Here is a 16,399-nt window from a genome sequence, read left to right as displayed (position 1 = left end):
CACCTGGGTGGTGGCCGCGGGGGTCTCGGGAGTCTCGGGCTGTTCGCCTTCGGGACGGTTGTCGTCGACCACTGGTGGTCAGTTTCCTTTCACGCGGACTGGTACGTGCGGGGCCTGGGTCGCAGGCGTCACACGTCCAGGAAGCGGACGTCCTTGGCGTTGCGCTGGATGAAGGAGCGGCGGGCCTCGACGTCCTCGCCCATCAGCACGGAGAACAGCTCGTCGGCGCGGGCGGCGTCCTCCAGGGTGACCTGGAGCAGCAGCCGGTGCTCGGCGTCCATGGTGGTGACCCGGAGCTCCTCGGCGTTCATCTCGCCGAGACCCTTGAAGCGCTGGATCGCGTCGTCCTTGGGCAGGCGGCGGCCGGCCTCGACGCCGGCGGCGATCAGCGCGTCGCGCTCGCGGTCCGAGTAGGCGTACTCGAAGTCGTCCTTGCCCCACTTGATCTTGTACAGCGGCGGCATGGCGAGGTAGACGTACCCGGACTCGACCAGCGGCCGCATGAAGCGGAACAGCAGGGTCAGCAGCAGGGTGCGGATGTGCTGTCCGTCGACGTCGGCGTCCGCCATCAGGACGATCTTGTGGTACCGCAGCTTGGACTCGTCGTAGTCCTCCTGGATGCCGCAGCCGAAGGCCGAGATCAGCGCCTGGACCTCGGTGTTCTGCAGCACCTTGTCGATCCGGGCCTTCTCGACGTTCAGGATCTTGCCGCGGATCGGCAGGATGGCCTGGGTGCGCGGGTCCCGGCCCTGCTTGGCCGAGCCGCCGGCGGAGTCACCCTCGACGATGAAGATCTCGCACTCGGACGGGTCCTTGGACTGGCAGTCCGAGAGCTTGCCCGGCAGCGAGGCGGACTCCAGCAGGCCCTTGCGGCGGGTGAGGTCGCGGGCCTTGCGGGCGGCGACGCGCGCGGTGGCGGCCTGGATGGACTTGCGGATGATGTCCGCGGCCTCGGTGGGGTTGCGGTCCATCCAGTCGTTGAGGTGCTCGTGGACGACCTTCTGGACGAAGGTCTTCGCCTCGGTGTTGCCGAGCTTGTCCTTGGTCTGGCCCTCGAACTGCGGCTCGCCGAGCTTGACCGAGATGATCGCGGTCAGACCCTCGCGGATGTCCTCGCCGGAGAGGTTGTCGTCCTTCTCGCGGAGCAGCTTCTTGTCCCGCGCGTAGCGGTTGACCAGGCCGGTCAGCGCGGCGCGGAAACCCTCCTCGTGGGTGCCGCCGCCGTGGGTGTGGATGGTGTTGGCGAAGCTGTAGACCCCCTCGGTGTAGGAGGAGTTCCACTGCATCGCGATCTCCACCGAGATCGCCTTGTCCTTGTCCTCCGCCTCGAAGTCGATCACCGAGGGGTGGATGACGTCGCCCTTGCGGGAGTTGAGGTGGGCGACGAAGTCGGCGATGCCGCCGTCGTACTTGTACGTGACGGTGAGCGGCTTGCCCTCCTCGTCCACGTGCTCGGGGCGCTCGTCGGTCAGCGAGATCGACAGGCCCTTGTTGAGGAAGGCCATCTCCTGGAAGCGCCGGGAGAGCGTCTCGAAGGAGTAGACGGTGGTCTCGAAGATGTCGCCGTCGGCCCAGAAGGTGACCGTGGTGCCGGTGCGGTCGGTCTCCGCGCCCTTGGCCAGGGGGGTGGCCGGGGCACCCATCTTGTAGTCCTGGGTCCAGACGCTGCCGTCCTTGTGGATCTCCACCGACAGCCTGGTGGACAGCGCGTTCACCACGGAGACGCCGACGCCGTGCAGACCGCCGGAGACGGCGTAGCCACCGCCGCCGAACTTGCCGCCGGCGTGCAGGACGGTGAGCACGACCTCGACGGCGGGCTTGTCCTGGCCGGGGACGATGTCCACCGGGATGCCTCGGCCGTTGTCGACGACGCGGATCGCGCCGTCGGCCATGATCGTGACGTCGATGGTGTCGGCGTACCCCGCCATCGCCTCGTCGACGGAGTTGTCCACGACCTCCTGCACCAGGTGGTGCAGGCCGCGCTCGCCGGTGGAACCGATGTACATGCCGGGGCGCTTGCGGACGGCGTCGAGGCCTTCCAGCACCTGGATGTTGCTACCGGTGTAGGAAGCCTGCTCGGTCTGGTCTGGGGTCTGGCTGGGGTTGCCGGAATCGGCCACGAAGCGCCCTCTCTGGCACAGCACGGGCCGCATTCCCACCCCGTGCGGGCGGGCGTGCGACCACGGCGTTTCGACTCGGTTGCCACTAGCAACAGTGTTTGGCTTTCAGTCTACCGGTACGACTGACAGAGATGGGCGTTTGGCAGCCCTTGAAGGCAGATATGCCGCCCTGAATCCCCTCGGCACGAGTCCCGATACTCGCCCGGGGGGCCTGAGGCGCCTGGAAGGGCCGTCAGGGGTTCCGGAAGATCGTGCTCCGATCCCGGCCGGGGCCGACCGGCGCCGGCCGGGCTCAGCCCCAGGTGTCGCCCGGGCCCTTGCTGCCCGGCGCGCGCAGCCGGCCGTAGCCGCGGGCCGGCGCGGCCGGGCCCAGCACCTTGATGGTGCGGACCGTGCCGTGGCCCAGCTCGTGATTCAGACGTGCCACCAACTGCCGTGCCAGCCAGCGCAGTTGGGTGGCCCAGGCGGTGGAGTCGCACTGCACGGTGAGCACCGCGGCGGCCTCGTCGTAGGAGGAGGGGTGGCAGTGCGCGGCGATGTCCGGGCCGACGATCTGCGGCCAACGGCCCATCACGCCGCCGACCGCGGCCGAGGACTCCCAGCCGCGCTCGGTCAGCAGCCGGTTCAGCGCCGCGCCCAGCGGCACCGGGTCGCGGCCGTCCGAACGGGCACCACTGCGCAGCCCGTGCCGCTTCGCCTCGCGCTTCTGCTGGACCTGCTCACCGCGCTGACGGGCCTGGGCGCGGGCGGCCCGCAGGGCGGACCGGGCGAGGTCGGCACCGGTGGGCTCGGCGGCGCCGGGGCCGGGGGAGGTCTCCGCCGACTCGCTCATGGCGATCTCCTTTCCCCAGCCTGTGGACAACCCGATGAGCCGTCCAGCCTACGGGAGTGCGCGGACGCCGGACGTCGGCACCTGCAGTGCCGTGGTGTGGCTGGGAGGGGATCAGGCGTCGATCCGGCGGACGGCGCCGTCGGAGACCGCGAACCGGGCGCCGGCCAGCGCCTTCGGCACGTCCTCGGCCACCGCCGCCGTCACCAGCACCTGCTCGCCGTCGGCCACCAGCTCGGCCAGCCGGTCCCGGCGGGCCGCGTCCAGCTCGGCGAACACGTCGTCCAGGACCAGCACCGGCTCGCCGCCGTCGGCGCGCAGCAGCTCGTACGAGGCCAGCCGCAGCGCCAGCGCGAACGACCAGGACTCACCGTGGCTGGCGTAGCCCTTGGCGGGCAGCGGGCCCAGCTTGAGCACCAGCTCGTCGCGGTGCGGGCCGACCAGGGTGATCCCCCGCTCGACCTCCTGCTTGCGGACCGTCTGCAGCGCGGCCAGCAGCTGTTCCTCGGCCTGCTCCCGGCTGGTCGGCAGCTCGCCCTCGAAGGAGCTGCGGTACTCCAGCGTGGTCTCGCCGCCGCCCGGGGCCACCCGGCCGTACGCGGCCGTCACCAACGGCTGCAGGGCGGCCACCAGTTGGATCCGGAAGGCCGTCAACTCGGCTCCGGCGCGGGCCAGATGGCCGTCCCAGACCTCCAGGGTGGACAGGTCGGCGCCCTTGCCGCCGCCGGCCCGGCGGGCCATCGCGGCGGTCTTCAGCAGGGCGTTGCGCTGCTTGAGCACCCGCTCGTAGTCCTGCCGGACCCCGGCCAGCCGGGGTGCCCGGGCGGTCAGCAGCTCGTCCAGGAAGCGCCGGCGCTCGCCCGGGTCGCCCTTGACCAGGCTGAGGTCCTCGGGGGCGAACAGCACGGTGCGCAGCAGGCCCAGCACGTCGCGCGGGCGGACGTTGTCGGAGCGGTTGATCCGGGCCCGGTTGGCCTTGCCGGCCGTGAGCTCCAGCTCGATCAGGGTGGAGCGGCCGCGGTCCACCACCGAGGTGCGGATGACCGCCCGTTCGGTGCCCAGCCGGATCAGCGGGGCGTCGGTCGCGACCCGGTGGCTGCCCAGGGTGGCGACGTAGCCGATCGCCTCGACCAGGTTGGTCTTGCCCTGGCCGTTGGGCCCGACGAAGGCCGTCACGCCCGGGTCGAGGGGAACCTCGACCCGGGCGTACGACCGGAAGTCGGCGAGCGACAGGTGCGCGACGTGCATGGCTGTGGACTGCGCCCGCCTTCTGTGTCTGTGGCCGCCCGGGGGACGACCCCCGGGCCCCGGCCGGGTCGGTTACTTGGACTCGACCGCGTGGCCGCCGAACTGGTTGCGCAGCGCGGCGATCATCTTCATCTGCGGGGAGTCGTCCTGGCGGGAGGCGAAACGGGCGAACAGCGAGGCGGTGATCGCCGGCAGCGGCACGGCGTGGTCGATCGCGGCCTCGACGGTCCAGCGGCCCTCGCCGGAGTCGGCGGCCCAGCCGCGCAGCTTGTCCAGGTGCTCGTCCTCGTCCAGGGCGCGGACGGCCAGGTCCAGCAGCCAGGAGCGGATGACGGTGCCCTCCTGCCAGCTGCGGAAGATCTCGCGCACGTCGGTGACCTCGGGGGCGGCCTCCAGCAGCTCCCAGCCCTCGGCGAAGGCCTGCATCATCGCGTACTCGATGCCGTTGTGGACCATCTTGGCGAAGTGGCCGGCGCCCACCGCACCCGCGTGCACCGAGCCGAAGTCGCCCTCGGGCTTGAGCGCGTCGAACACCGGCTGGACGCGGGCGACGTGCTCGGCGTCGCCTCCGTACATCAGCGCGTAGCCGTTCTCCAGGCCCCAGACGCCGCCGGAGACGCCGCAGTCGACGAAGCCGATGCCCTTGGCCGCCAGCGTCTCGGCGTGCTTGATGTCGTCGGTCCAGCGGGAGTTGCCACCGTCGACCACGACGTCACCGGGGGAGAGCAGCTCGGCGAGCTCGTCGACGGTCGCCTGGGTCGCGGCACCGGCCGGGACCATCACCCAGACCACGCGCGGGCCCTGGAGCTTGGTGACGAGCTCCTGCAGGCTCTCGACGTCGGAGATCTCCGGGTTGCGGTCGAATCCGATGACGGTGTGGCCGGCGCGGCGGATCCGCTCGCGCATGTTGCCGCCCATCTTGCCGAGACCGATGAGGCCGAGCTCCATGACCAAATCCTTACTGTGGGGACGTGCCTGGCGGCGGCGCCGTTGCCGCACTTCCCCGAGCCTACGCTTCCGGCGGATCCGGGCTCCGCGCTGCCGGGCCGACCGGGGGAGACGTCCACAGGCTGTGCACAGCGGGTGTGCACAGCCTGTGGATGACCGACCTGGCCGGGGATCAGCCGGAGAGGCGGACCGGCATGATCAGGTACTGGTACGCCTTGTCCTCCTCGGCGTCCACCGAGACCCTGCCGCTCAGCAGGGCCGGCTTGGTCGGGGTGGTGAAGCTCAGCTGGGCGAAGGGGGAGTCGATGGCCTTGAGGCCCTCCTCCAGGTAGCCCGGGTTGAAGGCGATCGAGATGTCGTCGCCCTCGAGGTCGGCCTCGACCCGCTCGGTGGCCTGGGCGTCGTCACCCGAGCCGGCCTCCAGGGTCAGCACGCCCTGCTCGAAGTTGAGCCGGACCGGGGTGTTGCGCTCGGCGACCAGCGAGACGCGCTTGAGCGCCTCCAGGAAGGGCTGGGTCTGGATCGCGGCGACCGCGCTGAACTCGGTCGGGAAGAGGCTGCGGAACTTGGGGAACTCGCCCTCCAGCAGCCGGGTGGTGGTGCGGCGGCCGGCGCCCTCGAAACCGATCAGGCCCTCGCCCGCGCCACCCGAGGAGAGCGCGATGGAGACGGTGTCACCGCTGCCCAGGGACTTGGCGATGTCCTGGAGGGTCTTGGCCGGGACGAGCGCGACCGCGGAGATGTCCGACTGCTCGGGCTTCCACAGCAGGTCGCGGACGGCGAAGCGGTAGCGGTCGGTGGCGGCCAGGGTGATCCGGTCGCCCTCGATCTCGACCCGGACACCGGTGAGCACCGGCAGGGTGTCGTCCCGGCCGGCCGCGACGGCGGCCTGGCTGACCGCGGAGGCGAAGACGTCACCGGAGACGGTGCCGGTGGCGGTCGGCATCTGCGGCAGGGCCGGGTACTCGTCCACGGGCAGGGTGGGGAGGGTGAAGCGGGAACTGCCGCAGACCACGCTGACCCGCTGGCCGTCGGTGGAGATCTCCACCGGCCTGTTGGGAAGGTTCCGCGAGATGTCGTTGAGCAGGCGACCGGAGACCAGGACGGTGCCGGCCTCCTCGATGTCCGCCTCCAGCTCGACCCGGGCCGAGACCTCGTAGTCGAAGCCGGACAGCGCCAGGCTGCCCTCCTGCGCGGTCAGCAGCAGGCCGGCCAGCACCGGCACCGGCGGCCGTGCCGGGAGGCTGCGAGCAGCCCAGGCCACCGCCTCCGCGAGGACGTCACGCTCCACCCGGAACTTCACCGGTAACCGCCTCCTGGATCGAGCGCTCCCGCTCGCACTCTGGTTCGTCTGATCTTGATCGTCGGTCCGCCTGTCCGCCGAGCTCTACCACTCCGCTTCCAGTCGCAAAGGACAGTCTGACGTACTCCGCCGACAGACGGGGCAGACGGGCGGAAGCAAACCGAACAGATGTCGGGGAGCGGTTGTCCACAGATTTCGGGCCCACCCACTTTGAAAGCAGGTTCACGGTCTAACTGTGTAGCGGTAGTAGTAGGGCCTGTGGAAACCGTGGATAACCCCGTTTCCGCAGGTCAGCGCCCAAATTTTGTCCACAGTGGGTGTGGACGGCGGCTGTGGACGGGGAGAGCGCGCTGTGGACAGCCGAGCGTTACCCACAGGGCACGCAGGGTATCCACAGGTTATCCCCAGGGCTGTCCCCAGATCCGGGCCCGGTTATCCACGGGCGCCGGTCAACTTTTCGTGACGCCTTTCACACCAGGGTATGAACGGCGGCACAAGGTTGTCGAACTGTGGACCCAGCTGTGGACAACCTGGGGATAACCGCCCCGTCCCTGGGGACAACCGGTGGATAACCCGGATGGCCCACTGGCGGCCCGTCAATTGTCCACACCCTGTGGATAACCGTTGTGCACAAGTCCACAGGCACCTGACCTGCGCGGAAGAGCGTAGCGGCGACGGGCCTGTGGACGAATTCTGGATAACTCCGGACTCCCCGGCCTGTGGACCGTGCAGAAGGGGCCCGTCCTGTGGACAACGGCCCTGCGCGCCCTCGGTTTTCGAATCACCGCTCAGTTGTTCGGCGCGGGCTGTGGACTGGTGGAACGTCCGTCGAGCGGATCCCTGCCCAGCCGAGGCGCGACGCACACCTGTGGAAACGGCGAAAGGGCGTCAGGATCGCTCCTGACGCCCTTCGGGGCCCGTCCCGGTGCCGGGGCCGGGCTTCGCGGCCGACGGCACCCAACTCGCGCCGTGACGCTAGCTCTTGATGCGGTTGGTGAGTTCGGTGACCTGGTTGTAGATGGAGCGCCGCTCGGCCATCAGCGAGCGGATCTTGCGGTCCGCGTGCATCACCGTGGTGTGGTCGCGGCCGCCGAACTGCGCGCCGATCTTCGGCAGCGAGAGGTCGGTGAGCTCCCGGCACAGGTACATGGCGATCTGCCGGGCCGTCACCAGCACCCGGCTGCGCGAGGAGCCGCAGAGGTCGTCCACGCTCAGGCCGAAGTACGCGGCGGTCTGCTGCATGATGACCTGCGCCGTGATCTCCGGGCCGGCGTCCTCGTCCCCGCCGGGGATCAGGTCCTTGAGGACGATCCCGGCCAACTCCAGGTCCACCGGGGCCCGGTTGAGGTTGGCGAAGGCGGTGACCCGGATCAGCGCGCCCTCCAACTCCCGGATGTTGCGGGTGATCCGGGACGCGATGAACTCCAACACGTCGGCGGGGGCGTTGAGTTGTTCCTGGATCGCCTTCTTGCGCAGGATCGCGATCCGGGTCTCCAGCTCCGGCGGGGTGACGTCGGTGATCAGCCCCCACTCGAAGCGGTTGCGCAGCCGGTCCTCCAGCGTGGTCAGCAGCTTGGGCGGCCGGTCCGAGGACAGGACGATCTGCTTGTTCGCGTTGTGGAGGGTGTTGAAGGTGTGGAAGAACTCCTCCTGGGTGGACTCCTTGCTCGCCAGGAACTGGATGTCGTCCACGAGCAGGATGTCCATGTCCCGGTAGCGGCGGCGGAAGGTGTCCGCCTTGCCGTCCCGGATCGAGTTGATGAACTCGTTGGTGAACTCCTCGGAGGACACGTAGCGCACCCGGGTGCCCGGGAAGAGGCTGCGCGAGTAGTGCCCGATGGCGTGCAGCAGGTGGGTCTTGCCCAGCCCGGACTCGCCGTAGATGAAGAGCGGGTTGTACGCCTTGGCCGGGGCCTCGGCGACGGCCACCGCCGCCGCGTGCGCGAAGCGGTTGCTGGCGCCGATGACGAAGGTGTCGAACAGGTACTTGGGGTTCAGCCGGGCGGCCGGTTCGTCCTTGCGCGAGCCGCCGGCCGGGGGAGCGCCGGGCGGGGCGGGCACTCCGGGGACGCCGGGGCGCTCGGCGGACCGCTCCGCGGCGGGCTTCTCGGCCGGGCGGCCGCCGGAGGGCCGGGTGCCGTGCCCGCGGCGGCCGGCGCCGGCGCGGGGCTGCTCGCCCGGGCCGGGGCCGTACGCGCCGCCGAAGAGGTCGCCCTGGGTGGTCGAGGGCGGGCTGGGAAGGTGCCGCGGCGCCTGGCGGGGCGGGGGCTCCTCGGTCTCGTGGTACGGCGCCTGCGGCTCCTGGTAGCCGGGCCAGGGCTGGGCCGGCTGGCCGCCATAGGGCGCGGGGCGCTGCTCGTAGCCGCCGGTGTCGTAGCGGGGGCGCTCGTAGTCCGGCTCGTACGGCTGCCGGTAGCCCTGGTCGCCGTAGTCGGCGTCGTCCTCGGCCGGGCTCGGGTACGGCTCGGCGGGGGCCTGGGGGGCGGGGGTGGTCGGCGCGGCGTTGGCGTCGACCATCACGGCGATCCGGACCGGCCGGTTGAGCTCGCGGCTGAGCGCGTCGGTCAGCTGGGGCAGCAGCCGACCCTCCAGCACCTGCTTGGCCCGCTCGTTCGGGGTCGCCAGCAGGGCGGTGTCGTGCATCATCCACATGGGCTGGGTGCGCTGCACCCACTGTTTGTCCATCTCCCCGACATCGGGGTCGCTGACCAGCCGCTCGACGACCCTCGCCCAGACCGGGACGAGGTCGCTGTTGACATCAGCCACTGGTGCACGCTTTCCAAGAACAAAACCAGACAAGTCCTGCAACGGTAGTCAGCGAACAGGGACGGATCAAGTCGTTGTCCACAGGCTGTGGGTAAACGCCCCCCGGGCGGCTGGTTTGACCCTCGACCCCCGTCCCGCGTACCGTAACCAGGTCGAGTTGTCGATGGCCGCTGCCGCATGTCCGCGGGTCCGCCCGCTCCATAAGGCGCGCAGCACGGGCGCCGTGGATTGCCTCAGACCCCAGCCGAACTGGGGCGATGGGCCGGATTTCCGAATCACAGGGAGATCACGCGGACGCACGGTGACGGCCAAGCGACCTCCCGTCATCCTACGATTCACCTCAGGAGCCCCCGAGTGAGCAAGCGCACCTTCCAGCCGAACAACCGTCGTCGCGCGAAGACCCACGGCTTCCGGCTGCGGATGCGTACCCGCGCCGGCCGCGCCATCCTGGCTGCCCGCCGTGGCAAGGGCCGCACCAGCCTGTCCGCCTGATCCGCACCAGAGTCTGTTGTGCTGCCCTCCGAGAATCGGCTGCGGCGGCGCCAGGACTTCGCGACCGCGGTGAAACGCGGTCGCCGGGCCGGCCGGCCCCTTCTGGTCGTCCATCTCAGCAGAGAGGGCGAGCAGCAGGGGCAGACCGACCGGACCAGCGACATCCGCCCGCACGTCGCCGAGGGGACTCCTTCGGCGCGTGCGGGTTTCGTCGTGAGCAAGGCCGTTGGCCCGGCGGTCGTTCGCAACCTGGTGAAGCGCCGGTTGCGCCATCTTCTCCGTGATCGTCTGTCCAGGCTGCCCGCCGGTAGCCTGATAGTGGTGCGTGCGCTGCCCCAGGCCGCGACCGCCTCGTACCAGGACCTCGAACGTGACCTGGACACGGCGCTCAAGCGGTTGCTGAGGGTCGAGCCCGCCGCGACGGCGCCGACGGGAGCAGGGCGATGAAGTACCTGCTGATGGGACTGATCAGGGTCTACCAGTGGACCATCAGCCCACTGCTCGGTCCGGTCTGCCGTTATTACCCCTCCTGCTCGCACTACGGCTACGAGGCCGTGAAGGTGCACGGGGCGGTGAAAGGCGGCGGGCTGACCGTCTGGCGCATCCTGCGCTGCAACCCCTGGTCGCCCGGCGGGGTGGACCACGTTCCGCCTCGCAAGCACCCGGTGTGGCACCGCCGGCTGCGTGATCTGCTGAGCCCCAAGAGCGGGACCGCCGAGCCGGAGCCGGTGGCGAAGCCCGATGTCCAAGGAGTCTGACCGGTGACCTTCGGTTTTCTGAGTCCCCTCTACACGGCGGTGTCCTGGATCATCGTCCAGTTCCACTCGCTGTACAGCAACATCTTCGACCCGGACGGTGGCTGGGCCTGGGGTCTCGCCATCGCCTCGATGGTGGTCGTCATCCGGATCTGCCTGATCCCGCTCTTCGTGAAGCAGATCAAGGCGACCCGGGCCATGCAGGCGATCCAGCCGAAGATGAAGGCCATCCAGGAGCGCTACAAGAACGACCGGCAGCGCCAGTCCGAAGAGATGATGAAGCTGTACAAGGATGCGGGTACCAACCCGTTCTCCAGCTGCCTTCCCATCATCGTTCAGGCGCCGTTCTTCACCGCCCTCTACGGCGTGCTGTCCAACGTCGCCAAGGGCCACGACATCGGCGTGATCCACGGCTCCCTGCTGACGAGCGCCGGCAAGGCGCACATCTTCGGTGCCCCGCTCTCCGCGACCTTCGTCAGCAGCCCCGAGACCAGCGTCAAGATCGTCACCGCGGTGATGATCATCATGATGTCGCTGTCGCAGTTCGTCACCCAGCGCCAGCTGATGACCAAGAACGTCGACCTCACGGTGAAGACGCCGTTCATGCAGCAGCAGAAGATGCTGATGTACGTCTTCCCGATCATGTTCGCCGTGATGGGCATCAACTTCCCGGTCGGTGTCCTGGTCTACTGGCTGACCACCAACGTCTGGTCGATGGGCCAGCAGCTGGTCGTCATCCACAACAACCCGACCCCGGGCAGCAAGGCCTTCGAGGAGCGCCAGGCGCGCCTGAAGAAGGCCGGCCGACTGCGTTCGGACGGTACGGAGATCAAGGGCGCGCTCTGGGGCATGCTGCCCCCGTCCAAGGCGGCCATCGCCGAGGCGGCCTCCGCCGCCGCCGTGGTCGAGGAGTCGGTCCGGGCGAGCCGCCAGCAGCCCCGTCGCCAGAGCAAGGCCCAGCGCCAGCACGGCGGCGCCGCCCAGGCGGCCGAGCCGAGCGAGGACTCCCAGGTCGAGCAGCCCGCCGAGGACGCCGCCCCGGCCGACTCCGGTGCCGAGCCGACGGCCGCCAAGCAGACCGCGGCCAAGCCCGGCGGCACCAAGCAGGGCACCCGGCAGCAGCCCAAGCGCGGCGGCGGCCAGCGGCCGAAGAAGAAGTCCTGACCGGACTTCTGCGTAGAGCTTCGTTCCCCGCCCGCCAGCCGGGCCCATCTCCGAAGGAGTCCATCAGTGACGGAAGGCACCACCTCCGCCGTCGAGGCCGAGGACGTCGCCAGCACGGACGAGAGCGTCATCAGCCGCCTGGAGCAGGAGGGCGACATCGCGGCGGACTACCTGGAGGGTCTGCTCGACATCGCGGACCTCGACGGTGACATCGACATGGACGTCGAGGGCGACCGCGCCCTGGTCTCCATCGTCAGCGACGGCAACGACCGCGCGCTGCAGCGGCTGGTCGGCCAGGACGGCGAGGTGCTGGAGGCCCTGCAGGAGCTGACCCGGTTGGCTGTCCACCGGGAGACCGGCGAGCGCAGCCGTCTCATGCTGGACATTGCCGGCTTCCGCGCCCACAAGCGCGAGGAACTGGCCGTTCTGGGCGCCAAGGCCGCGGAGCAGGCCAAGAGCAGCGGCGAGCAGGTCAAGCTGCGGCCGATGACGCCCTTCGAGCGCAAGGTCATCCACGACGCGGTCGCGGCCGCCGGTCTGCGCAGCGAGTCGGAGGGCGAAGAGCCCCAGCGGTGCGTGGTCGTGCTGCCGGCCTGAGGCCGTCGGACCGACGACCGGTCGCCGCGGCGGCCGGTGGGCCTTACCGAACGCGACCCCGTCCGCCTCGTGCGGGCGGGGTCGTTGTTCCTTCTGGGATGTTTCACGTGAAACAGTGCGTTGAGCGGGTCGGTGGATCCGGAGATCGGAGAGTCGAGATGGACACGGAGAGCGCGGCCACCGGCCGTCCGGGGGCGGACGTGAACCCTGACGCCGAGGAGCGGACCGAGGTGCCCGAGCTGGACGTACTGGCCGAGGCACCGGCCGCCGCCCGGGAGGTCTTCGGTGACCGCTTCGACGCCGCCGTCCGCTACACCGAGCTGCTGGCCACGGCGGGCGTCCGGCGCGGACTGATCGGGCCCCGCGAGGTGCCCCGGCTGTGGGACCGCCACGTCCTCAACTGCGCGGTGCTGGCCGAGCTGCTGCCGGCCGGCTCCACCCTGTGCGACGTCGGCTCCGGCGCCGGCCTGCCCGGCATCCCGGTCGCGCTGGCCCGTCCGGACGTCTCGGTGACCCTGCTGGAGCCGCTGCTGCGCCGGACCACCTTCCTGGAGGAGGTCGTCCGGGAGCTGGGGCTGGAGAACGTCACGGTGCTGCGCGGCCGCGCCGAGGAGATGGTCGGCAAGCTCGCGGTGGACGTGGTGACCGCCCGGGCCGTGGCCCCGCTGGACCGGCTGGCCGGCTGGGGCATGCCGCTGCTCCGCCCGCACGGGCAGATGCTGGCGCTCAAGGGCGACAGCGCCGAGCAGGAGCTGGCCGACTCGCGGGCCGGGCTGGCCAAGCTGGGCGCCATCGAGTGCAGCGTGATCGCGGTCGGCGAGGGCACCCTGGAGACCTCGACCCGGGTGGTCCAGGTCAAGGCGGGGGAGAGCCCCGGCGGGGTGAAGGCCGCGACCCGGCGGGCCAAGATGGCCCGGGCCGGCCGCAACACCGGTGCCAAGAACGGCCAGGGCGCCCGGGGCGGGCGGCGCCGCACCCGCTGACCCCGGCGAGCACCACGACAGCGGGCGGACGGTCCCTCTCCGAGGGGGAACGTCCGCCCGTCGTCGTTCGGATGACCGGCGGGCCTGCGGCGGGCCACCGGAGTGTCGCAACGTCAGATTTCCGACATAGCGGGCATGGTGTTTCACGTGAAACGTCGCTCTCTGCTCTCCGGAATCCTTGGTCGCAGCCGGGCGGCGACTGTTGCCGCTCCGGTTTCACGTGAAACACTGAGCCCCATGCAGGACTCGGAGACCATCGACCAGATCGATGACACGCCCATCGCACGGGCTGCCCAGGCTGCGGTTCAGGCGATCGGCCGAGCGGGGGAGGGGCTGCCCCGGCCCGCCGCCACCCGGGTGATCGTGGTCGCCAACCAGAAGGGCGGGGTGGGCAAGACCACCACCACCGTGAACATGGCCGCCTCGCTGGCCATGCACGGGCTGCGCGTCCTGGTGGTCGACCTCGACCCCCAGGGCAACGCGTCCACCGCCCTCGGCATCGACCACCACGCCGAAGTGCCGTCCATCTACGACGTCCTGGTCGAGGGCAAGCCCCTGGCCGACGTGGTCCAGCCGGTCGTGGACGTCGAGGGGCTCTTCTGCGTCCCCGCGACCATCGACCTGGCCGGCGCCGAGATCGAGCTGGTCTCGCTGGTGGCCCGGGAGAGCCGGCTGCAGCGGGCGATCGCCGCTTACGAGCAGCCGCTGGACTACATCCTGATCGACTGTCCGCCCTCGCTGGGCCTGCTGACGGTCAACGCCCTGGTGGCCGGTCAGGAGGTGCTGATCCCGATCCAGTGCGAGTACTACGCGCTGGAGGGCCTTGGCCAGCTGCTGCGCAACGTCGAGCTGGTGCGCGCGCACCTCAACCCCACGCTGCACGTCTCGACGATCCTGCTCACCATGTACGACGCCCGGACCAGGCTGGCCGCCCAGGTCGCCGAGGAGGTCCGGACCCACTTCCAGAAAGAGGTGCTGAGCACGGCGATCCCGCGCTCGGTACGCATCTCGGAGGCGCCCAGCTACGGGCAGACGGTGCTGACCTACGACCCGGGCTCGACCGGGGCGCTCTCGTACCTGGAGGCCGCCCGCGAGCTCGCGCTGCGTGCGGCGGGCCAGGGCGGCGGCTCGCTGGTGGGTCAGCAGCGGGGCGGCAGCGGTACGGGGCACGGCGCCCCGATGGCACAGCACGGTACGACGGAGGGTCAGCAGTGAGTGGTCGCAGGGGTCTGGGACGAGGGCTCGGGGCGCTGATCGGCCCCGCCACGCCGGCGGACGGCGGGGCGGCGCAGCCCGCCGCCGCCACGTCCGCGCCGACCTCGGTGGTGGCGACCGGCACGACGTCGCCGGCCTCGGTGCCGGTGCTGCCGGGCGGCCGCGCCACGGTGGCGGCCCGGGCGGCCGTCGGGCGCCAGGCGGAGCAGCCGGCGCCGGTCCCCGGTGCCTCCTTCGCCGAACTGCCGCTGGACGCGATCACCCCCAACCCGCGCCAGCCGCGTGAGGTGTTCGACGAGGACAAGCTGGCCGAGCTGGTGATCTCCATCAGGGAGGTCGGCCTGCTCCAGCCGATCGTGGTGCGCCAGGTCGCGGCCGAGCGCTATGAGCTGATCATGGGCGAGCGCCGCTGGCGGGCCTCCCGCGAGGCGGGGCTGGAGCGGATCCCGGCGATTATCCGGGCCACCGAGGACGACAAGCTGCTGCTGGACGCCCTCCTGGAGAACCTGCACCGGGCCGAGCTGAACCCGCTGGAGGAGGCGGCCGCCTATGACCAGCTGATGCGGGACTTCTCCTGCACCCACGAGGAGCTGGCCGACCGGTTCGGCCGCTCGCGGCCGCACGTCTCCAACACCCTGCGGCTCCTGAAGCTCCCGGCGTCCGTCCAGCGTCGACTGGCGGCCGGCACGCTGACGGCCGGGCACGCGCGGGCGCTGCTTCCGCTGACGGATCCCGAGGACCAGGAGAAGCTGGCCGCGCGGATCATCGCCGAGGGCCTCACGGTGCGCAACGTCGAGGAGATCGTCGTGCTGCTGCGCTCGGAGGAGTCGCGGGGGGCGAAGCGCCAGGCGCCGAAGGCGGGCAAGATCATCTCCCCGGCCTTCAACGACCTGGCGAGCCGGCTGTCGGACCGCTTCGACACCCGGGTCAAGGTCGAGGTGTCGCAGCGCGGCGGCAAGCTCGGCAAGGGCAAGGTGGTGCTGGAGTTCGGCTCGGTGGAGGACCTCAACCGGATCCTGGACAGCATGGCTCCGGGCGAGGACGGTCTGCGGCTGTCGCAGGGCTGAGCCGGTCGACCGGATCGAGGGCAAACGACCCGATGGGTGCATGTGCCACGTGAGCGCTGTTTCACGTGAAACATGCACCCATCGGCGTTCGTGGGGGAATGCTCGACCGTGAAAGGGAGGAGGAGGTACGGGCCATGGGACGCCGGATCGCTCCGCTGACATTGGACAACCTCGCGGACCTGCCGACGGGCTGCCGCTCCTGTGTGTTCTGGGAGCTGGACCCGGTCAGCGGCAAGGAGGCGGTGGAGTCGGGGAAGCCGGAGCTGGAGAAGGAGGGGTGGATCTCCGCGGTGCTGCTGGAGTGGGGGTCCTGCGGCCGGATCGCCTACGTGGACGACCAGCCCGTCGGTTTCGTGCTCTACGCGCCGCCGGCCTACGTTCCCCGCTCACAGTCCTTCCCGACCAGTCCGGTCTCGCCGGACGCCGTTCAGCTGATGGTCAGCCGGGTGCTGCCGGGCTACCAGCGGCAGGGGCTGGGCCGGGTGCTGGTGCAGGCCGTGGCCAAGGACCTGCTGGGGCGGGGGGTGCGGGCGATCGAGGCCTTCGGTTCGGCGGGCGGGACGCCGACCAGCTGCGTGCTGCCGGCCGACCATCTGCTCGCGGTCGGCTTCAAGACCGTACGGCCGCACCCGCGCTACCCGAGGCTGCGGCTGGAGGCGCGGACCACGCTCTCCTGGCGGGGCGACGTGGAGGGGGCGCTGGAGCGGCTGCTCGGCGGTGGGCGGAAGGAGCCGGCCCTGCGGCCGTTCTGAGCGGGGCCCGGACGGACGACGGCGGCGGGGGGCCCCCCCCGGGGCCCCCCCCCCCCGGGGGGGGGGGGGGGGGGGGGCGAGATAGACCCGGCAGGGGGCGCAACCGAGCGGGGCACCGGCGGGGGACCGGTTTAATGGTTAAACGGAGGCGGCCGCAGTG

At 70.8% G+C, this 16,399-nt stretch carries 15 protein-coding genes; 9 read left to right on the top strand and 6 right to left on the bottom strand.

Annotation, left to right across the window (positions count from 1 at the left end):
* Nucleotides 1-128: 128 nt before the first annotated feature.
* The 6 genes from gyrB to dnaA form a co-directional block, all read right to left on the bottom strand.
* Nucleotides 129-2,144: a DNA topoisomerase (ATP-hydrolyzing) subunit B gene (gene gyrB / locus ACZ3YL_RS37670; protein ID WP_188305740.1), complete on the bottom strand. Its 2,016-nt coding sequence runs from the start codon at nucleotides 2,142-2,144 to the stop codon at nucleotides 129-131.
* 268 nt (nucleotides 2,145-2,412) lie between these two features.
* Nucleotides 2,413-2,952 (bottom strand): DciA family protein, encoded by a 540-nt coding sequence (locus ACZ3YL_RS37665; RefSeq protein WP_188305739.1) that lies wholly within the window; start codon nucleotides 2,950-2,952, stop codon nucleotides 2,413-2,415.
* Between the two features lie 111 nt (nucleotides 2,953-3,063).
* Nucleotides 3,064-4,197: a DNA replication/repair protein RecF gene (recF, locus tag ACZ3YL_RS37660; RefSeq protein WP_188305738.1), complete on the bottom strand. Its 1,134-nt coding sequence runs from the start codon at nucleotides 4,195-4,197 to the stop codon at nucleotides 3,064-3,066.
* Nucleotides 4,198-4,269: 72 nt separating this feature from the next.
* Nucleotides 4,270-5,145 carry a phosphogluconate dehydrogenase (NAD(+)-dependent, decarboxylating) gene (gene gnd / locus ACZ3YL_RS37655; RefSeq protein ID WP_188305737.1) on the bottom strand — a complete coding sequence of 292 codons (876 nt, stop codon included), beginning with the start codon at nucleotides 5,143-5,145 and terminating at the stop codon, nucleotides 4,270-4,272.
* Nucleotides 5,146-5,317: 172 nt separating this feature from the next.
* Entirely contained in the window at nucleotides 5,318-6,448 is a 1,131-nt protein-coding gene (gene dnaN / locus ACZ3YL_RS37650) for a DNA polymerase III subunit beta (protein WP_188305736.1), read from the bottom strand.
* Nucleotides 6,449-7,423: 975 nt separating this feature from the next.
* Nucleotides 7,424-9,214 (bottom strand): chromosomal replication initiator protein DnaA, encoded by a 1,791-nt coding sequence (dnaA, locus tag ACZ3YL_RS37645; RefSeq protein ID WP_465661982.1) that lies wholly within the window; start codon nucleotides 9,212-9,214, stop codon nucleotides 7,424-7,426.
* A 354-nt stretch (nucleotides 9,215-9,568) separates the two neighbouring features.
* Here dnaA and rpmH point away from each other — a divergent pair, with 354 nt between their 5' ends.
* The 9 genes from rpmH (at nucleotide 9,569) to ACZ3YL_RS37600 (ending at nucleotide 16,239) form a co-directional block, all read left to right on the top strand.
* Complete coding sequence (rpmH, locus tag ACZ3YL_RS37640) at nucleotides 9,569-9,706, top strand: 50S ribosomal protein L34 (protein WP_030392420.1); 138 nt, start codon at nucleotides 9,569-9,571, stop codon at nucleotides 9,704-9,706.
* Nucleotides 9,707-9,724: 18 nt separating this feature from the next.
* Complete coding sequence (rnpA, locus tag ACZ3YL_RS37635; RefSeq protein WP_188307179.1) at nucleotides 9,725-10,153, top strand: ribonuclease P protein component; 429 nt, start codon at nucleotides 9,725-9,727, stop codon at nucleotides 10,151-10,153.
* Nucleotides 10,150-10,464: a membrane protein insertion efficiency factor YidD gene (gene yidD / locus ACZ3YL_RS37630; protein WP_188307180.1), complete on the top strand. Its 315-nt coding sequence runs from the start codon at nucleotides 10,150-10,152 to the stop codon at nucleotides 10,462-10,464. The genes rnpA and yidD overlap by 4 nt, the downstream gene beginning before the upstream one ends.
* Nucleotides 10,465-10,467: 3 nt before the next feature.
* Nucleotides 10,468-11,625 carry a membrane protein insertase YidC gene (yidC, locus tag ACZ3YL_RS37625; RefSeq protein WP_188307181.1) on the top strand — a complete coding sequence of 386 codons (1,158 nt, stop codon included), beginning with the start codon at nucleotides 10,468-10,470 and terminating at the stop codon, nucleotides 11,623-11,625.
* A 66-nt stretch (nucleotides 11,626-11,691) separates the two neighbouring features.
* Nucleotides 11,692-12,222 (top strand): Jag family protein, encoded by a 531-nt coding sequence (locus ACZ3YL_RS37620; RefSeq protein WP_188307182.1) that lies wholly within the window; start codon nucleotides 11,692-11,694, stop codon nucleotides 12,220-12,222.
* A 158-nt stretch (nucleotides 12,223-12,380) separates the two neighbouring features.
* The gene (gene rsmG / locus ACZ3YL_RS37615; RefSeq protein WP_188307183.1) at nucleotides 12,381-13,205 is read left to right on the top strand and encodes a 16S rRNA (guanine(527)-N(7))-methyltransferase RsmG; all 825 of its coding nucleotides are present in this window, start codon (nucleotides 12,381-12,383) and stop codon (nucleotides 13,203-13,205) included.
* 264 nt (nucleotides 13,206-13,469) lie between these two features.
* A complete protein-coding gene (locus tag ACZ3YL_RS37610) occupies nucleotides 13,470-14,420 on the top strand; it encodes a ParA family protein (RefSeq protein WP_465662006.1) in 951 nt (316 codons plus the stop codon).
* Nucleotides 14,417-15,487 (top strand): ParB/RepB/Spo0J family partition protein, encoded by a 1,071-nt coding sequence (locus ACZ3YL_RS37605; RefSeq protein WP_465661978.1) that lies wholly within the window; start codon nucleotides 14,417-14,419, stop codon nucleotides 15,485-15,487. The genes ACZ3YL_RS37610 and ACZ3YL_RS37605 overlap by 4 nt, the downstream gene beginning before the upstream one ends.
* Before the next feature lie 134 nt (nucleotides 15,488-15,621).
* Nucleotides 15,622-16,239: a GNAT family N-acetyltransferase gene (locus ACZ3YL_RS37600; RefSeq protein ID WP_188307730.1), complete on the top strand. Its 618-nt coding sequence runs from the start codon at nucleotides 15,622-15,624 to the stop codon at nucleotides 16,237-16,239.
* Nucleotides 16,240-16,399: the final 160 nt, after the last annotated feature.

It is taken from the genome of Kitasatospora sp. NPDC023176 (assembly GCF_055560495.1).
This window is presented reverse-complemented; position numbering and strand designations above follow the sequence as displayed.